22 protein-coding genes are annotated in these 15678 nt (G+C 48.4%); 21 read left to right on the plus strand and 1 reads right to left on the minus strand.

The features are described 5' to 3' along the window. Positions 1-127 precede the first annotated feature (127 nt). The 6 genes from QUA77_RS21225 to QUA77_RS21250 all read left to right on the plus strand — a co-directional run bounded on the left by QUA77_RS21225 (position 128) and on the right by QUA77_RS21250 (position 4804). On the plus strand, positions 128-1027 hold the full coding sequence (locus QUA77_RS21225; RefSeq protein WP_333452324.1) for a pirin family protein: 900 nt from the start codon (positions 128-130) through the stop codon (positions 1025-1027). A gap of 113 nt (positions 1028-1140) precedes the next feature. Further along, entirely contained in the window at positions 1141-2163 is a 1023-nt protein-coding gene (locus QUA77_RS21230) for an LLM class flavin-dependent oxidoreductase (RefSeq protein WP_333452326.1), read from the plus strand. 283 nt (positions 2164-2446) lie between these two features. Next, positions 2447-3040: a nuclear transport factor 2 family protein gene (locus tag QUA77_RS21235; protein WP_333452328.1), complete on the plus strand. Its 594-nt coding sequence runs from the start codon at positions 2447-2449 to the stop codon at positions 3038-3040. Between the two features lie 207 nt (positions 3041-3247). Then, positions 3248-3604, plus strand: coding sequence for a RidA family protein (locus QUA77_RS21240; protein ID WP_333452330.1), 357 nt, complete (start codon positions 3248-3250; stop codon positions 3602-3604). After that, on the plus strand, positions 3601-4314 hold the full coding sequence (locus QUA77_RS21245) for an alcohol dehydrogenase catalytic domain-containing protein (protein WP_333452332.1): 714 nt from the start codon (positions 3601-3603) through the stop codon (positions 4312-4314). Before QUA77_RS21240 ends, QUA77_RS21245 begins: the two co-directional genes overlap by 4 nt. Before the next feature lie 136 nt (positions 4315-4450). Continuing rightward, a complete protein-coding gene (locus QUA77_RS21250; RefSeq protein ID WP_333452359.1) occupies positions 4451-4804 on the plus strand; it encodes a zinc-binding dehydrogenase in 354 nt (117 codons plus the stop codon). 59 nt (positions 4805-4863) lie between these two features. Here the strand turns inward: QUA77_RS21250 and QUA77_RS21255 are convergent, their stop codons facing one another. After that, positions 4864-5028, minus strand: a complete 165-nt coding sequence (locus QUA77_RS21255; RefSeq protein ID WP_333452334.1) for a hypothetical protein — start codon at positions 5026-5028, stop codon at positions 4864-4866. Positions 5029-5049: 21 nt separating this feature from the next. Between QUA77_RS21255 and QUA77_RS21260 the strand changes: the two genes are divergently transcribed. The 15 genes from QUA77_RS21260 to QUA77_RS21330 all read left to right on the plus strand — a co-directional run bounded on the left by QUA77_RS21260 (position 5050) and on the right by QUA77_RS21330 (position 15599). Further along, positions 5050-5403, plus strand: coding sequence for a nuclear transport factor 2 family protein (locus QUA77_RS21260; RefSeq protein WP_333452336.1), 354 nt, complete (start codon positions 5050-5052; stop codon positions 5401-5403). A gap of 129 nt (positions 5404-5532) precedes the next feature. Next, positions 5533-6288, plus strand: a complete 756-nt coding sequence (locus QUA77_RS21265; protein ID WP_333452338.1) for an SDR family oxidoreductase — start codon at positions 5533-5535, stop codon at positions 6286-6288. A 53-nt stretch (positions 6289-6341) separates the two neighbouring features. Next, entirely contained in the window at positions 6342-6506 is a 165-nt protein-coding gene (locus QUA77_RS21270) for an SDR family oxidoreductase (RefSeq protein ID WP_333452339.1), read from the plus strand. A gap of 317 nt (positions 6507-6823) precedes the next feature. After that, complete coding sequence (locus tag QUA77_RS21275) at positions 6824-7735, plus strand: alpha/beta hydrolase (RefSeq protein WP_333452340.1); 912 nt, start codon at positions 6824-6826, stop codon at positions 7733-7735. A 116-nt stretch (positions 7736-7851) separates the two neighbouring features. Beyond that, positions 7852-8118, plus strand: a complete 267-nt coding sequence (locus QUA77_RS21280) for an SDR family NAD(P)-dependent oxidoreductase (RefSeq protein WP_333452342.1) — start codon at positions 7852-7854, stop codon at positions 8116-8118. Positions 8119-8134: 16 nt separating this feature from the next. Then, on the plus strand, positions 8135-9052 hold the full coding sequence (locus QUA77_RS21285) for an NAD(P)/FAD-dependent oxidoreductase (RefSeq protein ID WP_333452361.1): 918 nt from the start codon (positions 8135-8137) through the stop codon (positions 9050-9052). A gap of 77 nt (positions 9053-9129) precedes the next feature. Then, positions 9130-9381, plus strand: coding sequence for a hypothetical protein (locus tag QUA77_RS21290; protein ID WP_333452344.1), 252 nt, complete (start codon positions 9130-9132; stop codon positions 9379-9381). After that, on the plus strand, positions 9378-10274 hold the full coding sequence (locus QUA77_RS21295) for an alpha/beta hydrolase (protein ID WP_333452346.1): 897 nt from the start codon (positions 9378-9380) through the stop codon (positions 10272-10274). Before QUA77_RS21290 ends, QUA77_RS21295 begins: the two co-directional genes overlap by 4 nt. A gap of 330 nt (positions 10275-10604) precedes the next feature. Beyond that, positions 10605-11468: a dioxygenase family protein gene (locus QUA77_RS21300; RefSeq protein ID WP_333452348.1), complete on the plus strand. Its 864-nt coding sequence runs from the start codon at positions 10605-10607 to the stop codon at positions 11466-11468. Between the two features lie 30 nt (positions 11469-11498). Then, positions 11499-11963 carry a lipocalin-like domain-containing protein gene (locus QUA77_RS21305; protein WP_333452350.1) on the plus strand — a complete coding sequence of 155 codons (465 nt, stop codon included), beginning with the start codon at positions 11499-11501 and terminating at the stop codon, positions 11961-11963. A gap of 182 nt (positions 11964-12145) precedes the next feature. After that, a complete protein-coding gene (locus QUA77_RS21310) occupies positions 12146-12463 on the plus strand; it encodes an alpha/beta fold hydrolase (protein ID WP_333452352.1) in 318 nt (105 codons plus the stop codon). A gap of 231 nt (positions 12464-12694) precedes the next feature. Then, positions 12695-13264, plus strand: a complete 570-nt coding sequence (locus QUA77_RS21315; protein WP_015179725.1) for a DUF981 family protein — start codon at positions 12695-12697, stop codon at positions 13262-13264. Then, positions 13227-13604, plus strand: a complete 378-nt coding sequence (locus tag QUA77_RS21320) for a dioxygenase family protein (RefSeq protein ID WP_333452354.1) — start codon at positions 13227-13229, stop codon at positions 13602-13604. Before QUA77_RS21315 ends, QUA77_RS21320 begins: the two co-directional genes overlap by 38 nt. Before the next feature lie 159 nt (positions 13605-13763). After that, complete coding sequence (locus QUA77_RS21325; protein ID WP_333452356.1) at positions 13764-14600, plus strand: alpha/beta hydrolase; 837 nt, start codon at positions 13764-13766, stop codon at positions 14598-14600. 105 nt (positions 14601-14705) lie between these two features. Beyond that, positions 14706-15599 (plus strand): pirin family protein, encoded by an 894-nt coding sequence (locus QUA77_RS21330; protein WP_333452357.1) that lies wholly within the window; start codon positions 14706-14708, stop codon positions 15597-15599. Positions 15600-15678: the final 79 nt, after the last annotated feature.

Here is a 15678-nt window from a genome sequence, read left to right on the forward strand (position 1 = left end):
GAATCTGAAAGAAATCGAGCCTTGGAACTCATTACATTGACATTAAGTTAGGCAAGAATCTGAAGCAGCAACAGAACTAAGATTGTATCTTTGTCCACAACGTCAACTAAGAATGGATCGGACAAAAATGAGCATTCAGCAATTGATCGCGCCTGAAAAGCACGACTTAGGTGGGTTTAGCGTACAGCGCATCTTACCGAGTGAAACCCTAAAAATGGTTGGCCCTTTCATCTTCTTCGATCACTTAGGCCCAGCTATTTTCCCGGCTGGAAAAGGCGTCGATGTTAGACCTCATCCCCACATCAATTTAGCGACGGTTACCTATTTGTTTGAAGGAAGCCTTCTGCATAGAGATAGTTTAGGGACAGTACAAGAGATTTTTCCGGGCGAGGTGAACTGGATGACAGCGGGCAAAGGTATTGTTCATTCTGAGCGATCGCCCGAGAGCTTTAGAGAGAAAGAATCTACTCTTCACGGCATTCAGACCTGGATTGCCCTCCCCGAATTCGCTGAAGAAGTTGAACCCAGCTTTTCACATTATCCGGCGACTGATTTACCGAGGTGGATTCAAACAGGCACCAATGCCACCTTGATCGCCGGTAGCTACCAGTCTCACCAATCACCCGTTAAAACCTACTCTGCTACTCTTTACCTAGCGCTTGTTTTCACAGAGGGTAGTCAATTTCAGCTAGCGCCAACAGAAGGTTTAGAAAGGGCCGTTTATAGCGTCACATCTGGCCTGTTCGTAAATGGAGAGCCGTTAGAGCCATATTGTCTAGCCGTTCTAGCGCCGGATGAATCAGTAGATATCCGGGCGGAGGCTGAGGCAAAAGCAATGATTATCGGCGGGGCACCAGTGGGCGATCGCACAAAGTACTGGAACTTTGTGTCGAGCCGCTCCGCGCGTATCGAGCAGGCAAAACGAGATTGGCAAGACCGCCGCTTCCCGGCGGTTCCCGGTGAAACTGAATTCATTCCGCTCCCTGATAATTCAGATCGGGGTAGTAGCGTGACCCCTCTGAGTTGACGATGGTTAGGCGTTTTTTGCTGAGCGAGAGAACAGCCGCTTAATTCGTACAGCAAGGCTTTCTACTGTTTTGAATCAAGTCTATTTCATTTGCAAAACGCTTGGGAAATGATATGGAAGTTGGAATTGACAGTTTTGCCTCGGTTGGAACGAGTGAGAATGGTGAAACGGCGGATGCCGCGCAGTCTGTCGCCGAACTGCTGGAGAGAATAGAGCAGGCGGATCGTTCCGGCTTGGATATCTTCGGTATCGGCGAGCATCATCGCCATGAATTTTTAGATTCGGCAAACGCGGTTATTCTCGCCGCTGCCGCCGCACGCACCGAGCGCATCCGTCTAACCAGCGCGGTTACGGTGCTGAGCGCGGCTGACCCGGTGCGCGTGTTTCAACAATTCGCCACGCTCGATTTGATTTCAAAAGGTCGCGCCGAAATGGTGGTCGGGCGCGGCTCGTTCACCGAAGCCTTTCCGCTATTCGGATTAAGTCTCGGCGATTACGACGAGATTTTTGCTGAAAAGCTCGAACTCTTGCTCAAAATTCGGGACAATGAAACGGTCGATTGGTCGGGCAAATTTCGCCCCGCGCTGGAAAACCAAGCGATTTATCCGCGTCCGCTGCAAAAGCCGTTTCCCATCTGGATCGGGGTCGGCGGTACGCCGCAGTCTTTCCGCCGCGCCGGAATGCTTGGACTGCCGCTCGTGATCGCCATTATCGGTGGCGAAACGCATCGCTTTCGCTCGCTCGTCGATTTATACCGCGATGCCGGAGCGCGCGCCGGACACGCGCCCGAAGCATTGAAAATTGCATTGCATTCAATCGGTTATGTCGCCGACACGACCGAGCAAGCCATTGAAGAGTTCTTTCCAGGCTACGCCGAAACCTTCACTAAAATCGGCAAAGAGAGAGGCTGGCCGCCCGTTACGCGCGCCGCTTTTGACGCCCAGCGCGGCACAACCGGCGCGTTACTCGTCGGCAGTCCCGAAGAAGTGGCGGAGAAAATCCGCCGTCACAGCGAATCGCTCGGCGGCATTTCGAGGGTAACGTTTCAAATGGACAACGCGCAGATGAATCACGCCCAACTGATGCGCTCTATTGAACTGATTGGAACGCGCATGTCACCACTTTTGAACGACTAAAATGTGCTCACAATCTTAGAAAATCTGGCCATCGTTTTACAGACAACTCAAAAGAACCATTGGGTGAAATTGAGGCAACCGCATCATTGTAATTTAGGTGCCCAAAACTATGAATTCACAAACAGCTCAAACCACCACCTCGTTATAGATATCAAGCAGGCTTCACTTCAATCGCGTGAGTAAGCAAAGAATTCGGCAACGATCGCAAATGAAATAAGAATCTGAAAGAAATTAAGCATTGGAATCAATACAGTTGACATGGAACAAACTAGGAGAATCTAACGTGGTCAAAGAGCAAACTGTAGACAAACAAGCAAATGTACAGGCAACCCCTAATCTGACACCTGCTCAGGAAGCTTTACAAGCGGTCTGGGAAGAGCATATCGGGCACGAGTTTGGTACTCACAGCCCTGAAGATGCTCTCGCTACAATGGTTGAGGACGCTTACGTGAATCACATTCCGGTAATGACTGGGGGAGTAGGGAAACCGGCACTGCGTGAGTTTTATTCTAAATACTTCATTCCACAGATGCCGCCGGATATAGAACTGGCTCTGGTCTCGCGCACAATCGGAACGAATCAACTCGTCGATGAAATGCTGGTTAAGTTCACTCATACCATCCAGATGGATTGGATGCTACCTGGCATTGCTCCCACCGGGAAACAGGTTGAAGTGCCAGTGGTCGCGATTATTCGGTTCCGCGACGGCAAGCTAGCCCATGAACACCTCTACTGGGATCAGGCGAGTGTATTGGTTCAACTCGGCATGCTTGATCCGGTTACGCTGCCGGTTGTAGGGGTTGATAGTGCACGCAAGGTACTTAATTCGAGCTTGCCCTCAAACGCACTGCTCGATCGTGCCAGCGATCGCCACTAAAGGCTAGAACAAGCTTTCCATCAATAGTTAGACCAGTGATCGCAGGTCTAAATGTTTCTCAGCGATTGACTGGAATGACATTGAAACAGGTTTGCAATCGCGTTTGGTGCGGTGGGTGCAAAAGTACTTTTCTCTGGCAGACACAAAGGAAATAGGAACACCATGAATAAGCCCAAGTTTTTTGTTACCCCCGGCTATGGGGAATACATGCTGAATAACTTGCATTACTCGCAAGCGGTAAAAATTGGCGATCGAGTAGAGACATCAGGCCAAGGTGGTTGGGATGACGATCTACAAATTCCCGAATTGCTCGCGGACGAGATTGCTCAAGCATTTCGGAATATAGAGCGAACCTTGGCAACTGCTGGAGCGGGTTGGGAGCATGTCGTCCACGTTAATTCCTACCATGTTGGCGGGTTGCCTGCGGAGGTTAACGAGGTGATGGTCAGGCTATATCGCCATTACATGCCCAATCATGCTCCTATTTGGACACAGGTAGGAGTCGCGGCGCTTGGACTGCCAACGATGCGGATTGAAATCCGCGTTACGGCAATTGTTCCGTGAGTTTTGCACAAGCGGCAACGGGCTACTGCGAAGTTAGGGAGTTACTTCCGCTGAGTGATATCGAAATCCCATCACTGTTTATTCCAAAAGGAGGGTTGGCACAGATGGAATCTATGAAGGCAGCCGTATTAACTGCGTTTGGTGATGCTGAGAAGTTTGAGATTCAAACTATTCCCATACCAACATTGAAAGCAAATCAGGTGTTAGTCAGAGTTTGTGCAACCTCGATTAACCCGGTCGATTACCAAACTCGTCGTGGTGATTACAAGGAACTGGTTCAACTACCTGCCATCCTTGGAGTCGATGTTTCAGGAGTGATTGAGGCAATTGGCGAAGCTGTGACTGATTTCAAGGTGGGAGACAACGTATATTACTCGCCGCAAATTTTTGGAGAATTCGGTAGCTACGCTCAGTATCATGTGGCTGATGCAGCGATTGTTGCATTGAAGCCTGCAAATCTATCGCACATTGAAGCAGCTTCTTTGCCGCTTGCAGGCGGAACTGCTTGGGATTGTCTAGTGACTAGGGGCAATCTACAAGTTGGTGAAACAGTTCTCATCCATGCGGGTGCGGGTGGAGTGGGTTCGATCGCAGTTCAACTCGCCAAAGCGATAGGGGCATACGTCTTTGCGACGTGTAGTTCTAGAAACCGAGATTTCGTGACCGAACTGGGCGCCGATCGGGTGATTGATTACAAAAATGAAGATTAAGTAGGTAAGCGGGATTAAACCGAGCTATGTAACAATATGTCAACAGGGCTAACTTAGCCACGCTTAGGGCATTTGGATACTTTACAATCCTTAACATAATTGTGTTTGACAGCGCCTACCTACTTACGTAGAAGTCATTCGTCAAGAAACAAATGGACTGGGTGTGGATTTAGTTCTAGATACGATCGGCCAAGAAACAATTCAGCGTAGTCTAGAAATCATTCGTCCCTTTGGTAGGCTTACAAGCATTGTAGACATTGCAATACCGCAATCGCTTCTTGAAGCATGGGGTAAGAATCTGACAATTCATTTTGTTTTTTCACCCCAGTACCGAGCAAAATTAGAGGCTTTGACAAAACTCATCGAGCGTCATCAGCTTCGCCCAGTGATTGATTCAGTATTTTCTTGGGATCAGGTCGTTCTGGCACATCAGCGTATAGAGCAGGGAGGAACACGGGGCAAAGTTGTGCTGAAGTTTACAGACAATTAGACCAGCTTTACGGCGTTGGTAAATGCTACACGGATCGGAGTTTGATTGTGTGGTGAAGGTCAATATTGATTGGAACTCGCATAACAATCTTGTTGCACGCCAACCATACAAAGATAGTTAGTTGAGTACGAAAGGTTGCTAGCGGCAGATGATGGCGGGCGATCGCTGACTACGCTGAGGAGAAGAATGCGCTGGTAGAGAGACCGTTCCGTTAAAGCATCCACTTGAACAGAGGAGAGATTCAGATGTCAGAGAACAATAAAGCTGTCTTAGAAGCGGCAAATGCGGCGAACGCAGCAGGCAACTATGAAGGATTCTTGTCATTCTGCACCGACGACACGCAATGGACGTTTGTAGGCGACAAGACCCTCAACGGAAAAGAAGCCGTTCGCCAATATATGGCAGAGACATACATAGAGCCGCCAAAGTTTACGGTCACCAAATTAATCGCTGAAGGTGATTTCGTCACGGCACTCGGCGACATCACACTGAAGGACGAAGACGGGAAGGCGGCTCATTACTCGTACTGCGATGTCTGGCGCTTTCGCGGCGACAAGATGGTCGAGTTAAGGGCTTTCGTCATCAAAACCTCGGTCTGACCCGCCGTCGTCGTTCACGTCGTTTTCAACCTGCTCACTATCCCGGTGATGGCAATCGCTAACATGGGCTGAGATGCGATCGGAGTTCAATTTTTGAAAGTCAATATTGATTGAAACAGGAGAAACAGGATGATACTGCAAGATAAAGTGGCTTTAGTGACTGGCGGAACATCAGGAATTGGTCGTGCAACCGCGATCGCTTATGCCCAACAACAAGCAAAGGTGGTGGTAGTGGGTCGTCGAATGGATGAAGGTAAAGAAACTGTTCGATTGATCGAGGAAGCTGGCGGAGAGGCGATTTTTGTGCAAGCAGATGTCACGAAAGAAGCCGATGTTGAAGCAATGGTTGATAAAGCGGTTGGCGTTTTCGGTCGGTTAGATATTGCCTTTAATAATGCAGGAACTGTCGGCGAAAATCCCTCACTGATTGAGCAAACAGAAGCTGAATACGATCGCATGATGAACGTCAATGTCAAAGGCGTTTGGTTGTCGATGAAATATGAAATCGCTCAGATGTTGAAGCAGGGAAGTGGTTCAATCGTCAATACGGCATCTGCAAATGGAGTCGTTGCACTTCCTAGCGTACCCCTCTACACCGCGAGTAAACATGCGGTAATAGGCTTGACAAAAGCTGCTGCGCTCCAATATGCCAAAGCGGGTATTCGCATCAATGTCGTTGCACCAGCAGCAATCGAAACAGATATGTTTGAAGCAGCTACAAGTGGGCAGGATGAAGCCAAAGCTTACATGGCAGGACTTCACCCGATCGGACGGGTTGGAACACCGCTTGAAGTTGCAAATGCAGTCCTGTTTTTATCATCTGATATGGCATCGTTCGTAACAGGTGAAACATTGATGGTGGATGGTGGGTATATAGCGCAGTAGTCGAAAGGCAGTGCGAAACGTTACGTTGCGACCAAGTAGCGATCGACATCGGTATGAATCCCGTAGACAGCGACTTTGCCGCAGAGCAGACCAAGATGACTGCCCTCGGTCGCTATGAACAGGGTGACGAGGTAGCTGGCATGGTCTTTTATCTCGCCAGTTCTGAAGCTGCTTTTGTTACGGGCGCAAGTCTCAAAATTAATGGCTATACCGCTTGAACAACAGGTAATCCAGATCTGCAACCACTACAGCAATCCTAATTGGAGTCTGACGGGTCGTAAGGATGGAACCTTGGCTGGAGGCGCAGCCCTCACTCTCCTTATTCACAAGTAGGTCGTAAACGCTACAAACCTTATTCAGAGAAATTCAGAGGACATCATGATTTCGCAAAAACTCTCAGAAAAAGTTGCACTCGTCACATAGCTCATCCACACAGCAGAAAACAGCAATGATCAACTCTTCGATATCAAACATTTTTTTCACCTTCTGTTCTGGCACAATTGCTTACCAGAAGCATAAGGTGGGATTTTCCTTATTGAAAGTTACACATTGCCTGTTAGTTATCATCGTTCTGGTTGTCAGTGTGCTTGTTGGCTCTGGTTGGCTGAATCGCGCAACTCCTGCTTCAACCTGTGACATCGCAACTCGCTCTACCCAAATCGGGAGTGGAACGCTTTCCTATAATCAAGCAGGGACAGGACAGCCGATTTTACTGCTGCATGGATTATTTGCCGAGAAAGAGCAGTGGAATGGCATGATGTGCGAGTTGGCTAGAGCAGGCTATCAAGCGATCGCACCCGATCTACCCGGTTATGCCAAGAGTACTGGATTTACCGTGAAAGACTATGCACTAGAGAATCAGGTAGCCCTCCTGCACCAGTTTGTCGAGCAGCTAAAGATTCAATCCCTTGATGTTGCAGGTAGCTCGATGGGGGGCACGATCGCAGCCCTTTACAGCCAGCTTTATCCCAACCAAGTTCGCAGCCTCGCCTTTATCGGTTCACCGCTAGGCGTAACGAATTGGGCAACTAGCGTCAGGAAATCGATTATTGAGGGCATCAATCCCTTTATTCCGATTACCAAAGAGCAGTTCGATCTAGAAATCAGTCTGCTTTTCGTGACGCCTCCTACGATTCCGGATGAGGTCAAAACCGAGAAAGTGAACGATTATGTGAATCGTAATCGAAATTATCAGCAGACTTGGGACATTGTGAATCTTTATGATGATGTGCTTTGTCAGTTGCCTCACAGTCGGGTTCCGACCCTGGCAATTTGGGGTCAGGAAGACAAAATCTATGATATTCGGGATGTCGATCGCTCACATCGCTGTCTTCCAGGGAGTCAAATTATTCAATTACCCAAAGCAGGACATTTGCTGTTGATCGAAAACGCTCAGGAAGCAGCATCGAATTATCTTGGTTTTCTGAAAACAATCAAAAATCGATAGACGAATCAAGCATTTAGCAATTAGGCTTCAGTGTCGAGGAATTGAATCTCAGCCAGTTGTTGGCTAATGACCTGAACCTTAGGCTTACAAAAGAAAGGAGATCGCTACGAGAAACAATGGAACGACATGACTATTTAGTTTGGTTGTCGATGAAACATGAAATCGCTCAGATGTTGAAGCAGGGAAGTGGTGCAATCGTCAATATGGCATCTGCGAATGGAGTCGTTGCATTTCCTACCTTCCCCCTCTACACCCCGAGTAAAAATGCAGTAATAGGCTTGACAAAAGCTGCTGCGCTCCAATATGCCAAAGCAGGTATTCGCATCAATGTCGTTGCACCAGCAGCAATCGAAACAGATATAAGTGACTGTCTATCCAGTTAGAGAACAGAAAAAAATGATGAACCAAAACAAAGAGATTTACGAGTGCGTCATTGTCGGTGGCGGTTCCGCTGGACTCAGTGCGGCACTGCTTTTAGGCAGAAGTCGCCGTCGCGTGTTAGTCTGCGACAAAGGGAATCCGCGTAACGCTCCCGCACACGAGGCGCACAGTTTTTTCACCCGCGATGGCATCAGTCCACATGAACTTTTGAGCATCGGGCGCGACCAACTCAAACCTTATAAAAGCGTTGAATTTCAAGCGATCGGGGTCAAGGAAATCAACCCATCCGGCAATCAATTTGAAGTTGTGTTTGAGGATGGCACGATAAAAAAAACGCGCAAAATTTTGCTGGCTTTCGGGGTAATGGATGAATTTCCAGCTCTCGACAACTTTGGTAATTTCTGGGGCAAAAGCGTGTTTCATTGTCCCTATTGCCATGCCTGGGAAGTGCGCGACGAGCCGCTTGCCATTGTTGGAAATGGCGAAACGGGCATCGAAATGGCGGCATTGCTGAAAAATTGGAGTGCTGATTTAGTCCTCTGCACCAACGGCAAAGCCGATCTAACCGCTGATCAAAGGACACTCTTGGAAAACCACAAAATCCTTGTTCGCGAAGAGAAAATCATCCGACTTGAAGGCGATAACGGACAATTAGAAAACATCGTTTTTGAGACAAACGAGAAAATTGCGCGTCGCGGAATACTAATCCGACCAAAGCAAACACTCCGTTCAAACCTAGCTGAAAAGTTAGGCTGTGAGTTGAATGAATTCAATTTAATCAAGACGACTAATGTTTTTAACGAAACTAGCGTCAAAGGTGTTTATGCGGCAGGTGACATCACTTCACCCATGCAAGTTATCGCCGCTGCTGTTTTTCAGGGTAGCCTTGCTGCTGGCGGCTTAAATCACTCTCTGATTATGGAAGATTTCGTCTAAATTAAGGTAATTCAATCTTCATCAGAACAAGCATCGTGGCTGGTCTAGTTTCATAGACCAAGAGAGTAGGGAAAGTCATGCGTGTTAATTACATATCAAGTCTACAGAGCGATCTAATGATGCAGTCTTTGTGGTGGTGGGTATGTAGCGCAGTAGCCGAACGACAGTGCGAGATGACAACACTTGCAGGCAAAGTTGCACTGGTAACAGGTGGTTCTCGCGGTTTAGGAGCGGCGATCGTAGGGTATGCCAAAGGTGTCCAAGATTCCAAATCTGAGCGTCGAAGCTCAGTCGGAAGAAAATCAAAAACAGAGAGAATTGTACGATGAAAATAAGCTACGGGTTTCGACAGGTCGGCGATGTCGAAGTGTTCTACCGTGAGGTGGGGTCAAGCGATGCGCCAGTAATACTGCTGTTGCACGGCTTTCCAACCGCTAGCCATATGTTCCGTGACCTGATCCCTCTCCTTGCTGATCGCTTTCGGCTCATCGCGCCCGATCTACCTGGTTTTGGGCAGACCAAGGCACCGTCACGCGGGACGTTCGACTACACGTTCGACCGCCTTACCGACGTGATCGAGGGCTTCACCGATGCTTTGTCGCTTGATCGATACGTACTCTACATCTTCGACTACGGTGCGCCAGTAGGTCTGCGTCTGGCGATGCGCCATCCTGAACGGATATCTGCGATCGTCTCGCAGAACGGCAACGCTTATCTGGAGGGTTTCAGTGACGAATGGGGTTCGTGGGAGTCCTATTGGCGCGAACCGAGCGCAGCGAACCGGGAAGCCTGCCGACCCTCGCTCGCACCGGACACAATCCGGAACTGGCAGTATGGTACCGGAGCCGATCCAACCCTTCTGTCGCCTGACGGCTACGAACTCGACATCGCCTACATGGGGCGAGCGGGCGCGGAGGAGATCCAGCTCGATCTGATCCTCGATTACCGCAGCAACGTCGCGCTCTATCCTGATTTCCAGTCCTACTTTCGTGAGCAACGTCCGCCGCTTCTCGCCGTCTGGGGTCGTCATGATCCGGCATTTCTGCCCGCTGGTGCTGCCGCTTATCAGCGAGATCTCCCGAATGCAGAGATTCACCTGCTCGACGCCGGACATTTCGCGCTGGAGACTCATGCAGAGGAGGTGGCAACGTTGATCCGCGCGTTCCTCGACAGAACGCTCGGTTCCACGCTGCGTCTTGAAGGTGATTGCACAAGAATCTGACAAAACACCCTAAGAATCTGAAAGAAACCGAGCATTAGGAGTCATTACACTCAGACTATGAAAACAGCAGATAGGAAGCAAAAACACATTCTTCGCGATAAGGGACATTCATGAAACTCTATCATATGCCCGGTGCCTGTTCGCTGGCTGATCTCATCGTTCTTGAATAGATTGGTATGCCGCACAAAATCGTCAGGATGAGTCTTGAAAGCATCAAGTCACCAGACTATAGCTGTAGCCAATTAGATTAGGACACAGATTATAAGTCAAGATAGTCGCCGTAAAACAACCATCATTCATTAATGACGTAAACTAAAAAGGAGTTTGATCGTGCAGAACATCACACTTGACACTATCACTGAAGCCGTCATTAATCATGGCGATCGCGGCAAATCTCACCCGCGACTCTATGAAATTTACACGAGCTTGGTTCGACATTTGCATGACTTTGTGCGTGAGGTGAATCTAACTGAATCAGAAGTGCAGCAGGGACGTAATTTTCTCAACCAGGCAAGTCATCACACTCAAGAGATTCCCACTGGAGAGATCCATCTGTTGACGGATCTACTAGGGATCTCAGAGTTGGTAGAATTGCTGCACGATAAGCATCGCGGTACAGAAAGCAATTTAGAAGGACCCTTGTATGTGCCGAATGCACCAGAACGGCAGATGGGCGATCGCTTGGGTATTGATACAGAAGGAGATTCCCTTTTCCTGTCAGGCTGGGTTTTAGATTTGAACGGTCAACCGATCGCCAATGCTGTGATTGATGTTTGGCAACCCAACTCCAAAGGATTATATGATATCCAAGATCCATCTCAGCCGCTGGGGAACTTTCGGGGACGTTTCAAAACGAACGAGAGTGGAAAGTATATGTTTGAAACCGTGGTGCCAATAGGTTACAAAGTGCCAAGCAGTGGTCCATCTGGCGAATTGCTGGGACTCTTGGGACGGCATCCCTGGCGGGCGGCTCACATCCATTTCAAACTCAGTTCTCCGGAGTATACTTCGCTGACAACACAAATTTTTATTGCTGGCGATCCTCACCTGGATTCAGATACAACCTTTGCAGTTCAATCAGCGATTGTTCAATTGCAAAAGCACGAAGCACTAGACGAACTCAAGGCACACAATCAAAGTAAACCGTTTTACACGACTGAGTTTGATTTTGTGTTGAAACCCGCTACTCTCTAGCGGAGAAGCATCAAGCAATGGTTACACATTATGTCTAAACCATCAATCCAGAACAATCCGCTAATTGGCATTTGGAAGTTAATTTCTGCAACTGCCATTTACGCTGATGGAACGGTGACTCCAGACGTGTATGGAACTCATCCGGTTGGCTACATCACTTACACATCAGATGGTCACATGATGGTGATGTTTTCTAGGAGCGATCGCTCACCGCTGAGTCAGGAGATCAGATCACCGCTGACTCCCCAGATGCAATCTTTACCCGTGGAAGAGCTTGCTCAAGCATTTACAACATTCAATGCTTACGCTGGAACTTATACGGTGAGTGGCAACACAGTAACTCACCAGATCAAAATTGCATCAATTCCTAATCGGGTCGGTACAACGTTAGTTCGCACTTTTACTCTGAGTGAGAGCCGAGTGACGCTGAAAACGTTGCCAGTTTTGAGTGATGGTGTTGAGGCGGTTTTCGAGTTGGTGTGGGAGCGCATTTAATTGCTTTGTCATTGCACCGCAAAAGCCTTTAAGTTTCTACAACTTTGCGACACAGTATCAAATTTCATTCAAGCTTCAACCGCAAGCGAATGCAATCTGAATCAAGATTTTAGCGCTGTCAGCCGTCTCTAACTTGTAGCTTAACTCAGCATCCTGAAGTAATCAGCCCGGATACCTGGAATATGGATCAACTCTTCCTCGAGCGCCCAGGAAACGAAGAGATTCAACTGGCACTGTTTTATAGCTATGGCACCAATCCACCGTTATATCCGCAATGGCAAGAGTATTTCCGCAAATATCAGCCACCGACCCTGATTGTTTGGGGTAAGAACGACCACATCTTCCCTGCCGAAGGCGCTTATCCCTACCAGCGCGACCTGAATGACGTTGAGTTTCATTTACTCGATACCGGACATTTTGCTCTGGAAGAAGATGGGGATGCGAGCGCAAATCACATCACGCAATTTCTCGCATCACGGCTGCAACCCATCCCTGTCTAATAAGTGCGAAGATTGCTGGGCAAGCGCTTTCGTATTGGCAATGTTCACCTGATGGTGATACAGCCTCGCCTGCCCCGCTACAAACTTGAGATTCCCGATCATTATCGTTTTAGTGCTGTGGTGAAAGAGTATTTCTGAAGCCAAAACTGGTACACAAAGCAATGCGACAGGCATTGCATACTTCAGTTTTTGTCTAAGTCTTAACAAAACCGAACATTTGCAGGAGGTCTAATGTTTATCGATTACCTTACACTCATGCTGATTAATCTATCGGCTGGACTCGCTCTGTTAGCTGCCTATGTGTATTTTGGTCTTGGTACTTCAAATCAGAAACGCTGGATTCCTGGTTTTGGTGTAGTCGGCGCGATCGCTTTAGTCACTGGCTTACACATGACTTTTACCTGGCCCATTATTGGTAGTTTCAATGTTGCCTATGGTGAAACAACTGTTCTGTTTGGCATTTTGTTTGTAGGAACTTCCCTAACTCTGGCAATGGGTTGGGAATTATTTACCCTGGGCATTTATGGATTCTTTGCAGGACTGGTATCGCTTCTAATTGGCTTTCGCATCATAAACCTGGGAATAACACAACTTCCTTTGCTGTCAGGAATTGGGTTCATTCTCGTTGGCTTAGGAGGAATTTTTTCTGTACCAACCCTCTCTCTCAAATCAACCCGGCTCTTGCGAACTATTGGAGCAATTGTGTTAAGTGTGGCAGCTCTCATCTTTGCTTATATCGGATTGACTGCCTACTGGGCGCATCTTGCGGACTTTTCGACATGGAAGCCCCTGCCAAGATAGTCGCCGTAAAACAACCATCATTAATCACGTAACTAAAAAGGAGTTTGAAACCGTCGTGCCACTAGGTTACAAAGTGCCAAGCAGTGGCCCATGTGGCGAGTTGCTGGGACTCTTGGGACGGCATCCCTGGCGGGCGGCTCACATCTATGTCAAAGTCAGTGCCCCGGAGTACACTCCGCTGACAACCCAAATTTTTATGGCTGGCGATCCTCACCTGGATTCAGATACAACCTTTGCAGTGCGATCGGCGATCGTTCATTTGGAAGTTAATTTCTGCAACAGCAGAATCAAAGCCATCTTAGAGGCGGCAAACGCGGCGATCGCGCTCAGGCAACAATGAAGGATTCTTGTCGTTCTGAAGTGACGGTAGGCAATGGATGCTTGCCCCATCTTGAAGTCTGCTTAACACGGCATTGTTAAGACGGTGTTCGATCGCTGCATAACAATTGCGGTGCAACAGACAAAAACACATCATCAATTTACAACGGAGAAACCTCTCATGCCTTACATTACCGTTGGTCAAGAAAACTCTGCAACCATCGATCTCTACTACGAAGATATTGGGGCAGGACAACCGATTGTTCTGATTCATGGATTTCCATTGAACGGACATTCCTGGGAGAAGCAGGTTTTAGTTTTACTGAATGCAGGATATCGAGTAATTACCTATGATCGCCGAGGATTTAGCAACTCCAGTCAGCCATCATCTGGCTATGACTACGATACCTTCGCCGCCGATTTGAATACACTCATGACCAAGCTTGACTTGCAAAATACCGTGCTGGTCGGTTTCTCAATGGGAACAGGTGAAGTCACACGTTATCTTGGCAAATACGGCTCAGAGCGGGTGCAGAAAGCCGTGCTGATGGCGCCCGTTCCACCATTTCTGTTAAAGACAGACGACAATCCAGAGGGTGTTGATCAAAGCATTTTCGATGGCATTATGAAAGCGATTGTTGACGATCGTCCAGCTTATTTTTCTGCCTTTTTCAAAGAGTTCTTCAATGTTGATGTATTGCTTGGCGATCGCATCAGCAATGAAGCAATTCAAGCCAGTTGGAATGTAGCAGTAGGGGCTTCTGCTAAAGGGACTTTGGACTGTGTACCCTCCTGGCTCACCGATTTCCGCGATGATCTGCCCCGCATTGATGTGCCGACTCTGATTATTCATGGCGATGCCGATCGGATTTTGCCGCTTGAGTCCACCGCCGCCAGACTGCCGAAGCTGATTAAAAACAGTCAACTTGTAGTCATTCCCGGCGGGCCGCACGCCATCAACTGGACTCACGCCGATCAGATCAATCCCTTGTTACTAGACTTTCTTCAGCAGAAATAATCAGTGACCTGCCGGATTCCTGTCCTGTGAAAAAACCCTGTGATTCATCAGTTGAGTCAGGCTCAAATGATACACATACTTGTCTAGTTCTGAAGAGGCAATTCTATGACTGTCCCCACTCAAACGTCTCGAACCGTTGCCGGAGTAATTAACAGCGTTGAAACACTCGAAGGGGCCGGATTTCTTGTACGTCGGCCCTTTCCCAAAAGTAGCTTCTCTGAATTTGATCCGTTTCTCCTCCTCGACGAGTTGGGTCCGATTAATCTAAAGCCGGGTCAGGCAAAAGGTGCACCCGATCATCCACATCGGGGCTTTGAAATCGTCAGCTATGTCTTGGATGGACGGTTAGAACACAAAGATTCTGCGGGGCACGCCGGGCTACTAAATCCGGGTGACGTCCAGTGGATGACAGCAGGTGCCGGGGTTGTGCATTCCGAGATGCCGGAGTCAATGTTTACCCAAACTGGTGGACGGCTCCACGGCATTCAACTATGGGTCAATCTGCCACAACGAGACAAAATGATGCCGCCCCGCTATCAGGAAATTCCAGCGGCTCAGATTCCGGTCGCTCAAACCGAAGATGGGTCTGTGACGGTGCGGGTGATTGCGGGAGAAGCGTTAGGGGCAAAAGCCGTAATTCAGACGCGCACGCCGATAACTTACCTCCACTTCACACTGCAACCAGGGGCAACGATAATCCAGCCTGTACCAAAAGAGTACAACGCCTTTGTCTATGTACTGGAGGGGTCTGGGTTGTTTGGGACAGAGCCAGCGCCTGGTGATGATGGGCAGATGGTGCTCTTTTCTCAAGATGGAGAAGATGTGGTGATCTCCAACCCTGCTGATGCTCAGCGTCCTCTAGATCTTCTGCTGATTGCAGGTGTACCCCTTAACGAACCAGTCGTGCGCTACGGTCCGTTTGTAATGAACACTGAAGCTGAAATTATCCAGGCGATGAACGACTACCAAGAAGGAAGGATGGGACGGATTTATGCTTAACACCTGGGGGGGTGACAAAGATGCCTAAGAGATAGACCGAATCAGGGTTGCAGCCCGCATACCTTGTTGGTAAAAGCGG

The organism is Microcoleus sp. K5-D4, assembly GCF_036704575.1.
GTDB lineage: Bacteria > Cyanobacteriota > Cyanobacteriia > Cyanobacteriales > Microcoleaceae > Microcoleus.

Excerpts from the sequence above, each read along its gene's own strand:
- QUA77_RS21225 (WP_333452324.1), top strand. The coding sequence starts at position 128 with ATGAGCATTCAGCAATTGATCGCGCCTGAAAAGCACGACTTAGGTGGG.
- QUA77_RS21230 (WP_333452326.1), top strand. The coding sequence starts at position 1,141 with ATGGAAGTTGGAATTGACAGTTTTGCCTCGGTTGGAACGAGTGAGAAT.
- QUA77_RS21240 (WP_333452330.1), top strand. The coding sequence starts at position 3,248 with ATGCTGAATAACTTGCATTACTCGCAAGCGGTAAAAATTGGCGATCGA.
- QUA77_RS21260 (WP_333452336.1), top strand. The coding sequence starts at position 5,050 with ATGTCAGAGAACAATAAAGCTGTCTTAGAAGCGGCAAATGCGGCGAAC.
- QUA77_RS21265 (WP_333452338.1), top strand. The coding sequence starts at position 5,533 with ATGATACTGCAAGATAAAGTGGCTTTAGTGACTGGCGGAACATCAGGA.
- QUA77_RS21270 (WP_333452339.1), top strand. The coding sequence starts at position 6,342 with ATGAATCCCGTAGACAGCGACTTTGCCGCAGAGCAGACCAAGATGACT.
- QUA77_RS21280 (WP_333452342.1), top strand. The coding sequence starts at position 7,852 with ATGGAACGACATGACTATTTAGTTTGGTTGTCGATGAAACATGAAATC.
- QUA77_RS21285 (WP_333452361.1), top strand. The coding sequence starts at position 8,135 with ATGAACCAAAACAAAGAGATTTACGAGTGCGTCATTGTCGGTGGCGGT.
- QUA77_RS21290 (WP_333452344.1), top strand. The coding sequence starts at position 9,130 with ATGCGTGTTAATTACATATCAAGTCTACAGAGCGATCTAATGATGCAG.
- QUA77_RS21295 (WP_333452346.1), top strand. The coding sequence starts at position 9,378 with ATGAAAATAAGCTACGGGTTTCGACAGGTCGGCGATGTCGAAGTGTTC.
- QUA77_RS21305 (WP_333452350.1), top strand. The coding sequence starts at position 11,499 with ATGTCTAAACCATCAATCCAGAACAATCCGCTAATTGGCATTTGGAAG.
- QUA77_RS21310 (WP_333452352.1), top strand. The coding sequence starts at position 12,146 with ATGGATCAACTCTTCCTCGAGCGCCCAGGAAACGAAGAGATTCAACTG.
- QUA77_RS21315 (WP_015179725.1), top strand. The coding sequence starts at position 12,695 with ATGTTTATCGATTACCTTACACTCATGCTGATTAATCTATCGGCTGGA.
- QUA77_RS21325 (WP_333452356.1), top strand. The coding sequence starts at position 13,764 with ATGCCTTACATTACCGTTGGTCAAGAAAACTCTGCAACCATCGATCTC.
- QUA77_RS21330 (WP_333452357.1), top strand. The coding sequence starts at position 14,706 with ATGACTGTCCCCACTCAAACGTCTCGAACCGTTGCCGGAGTAATTAAC.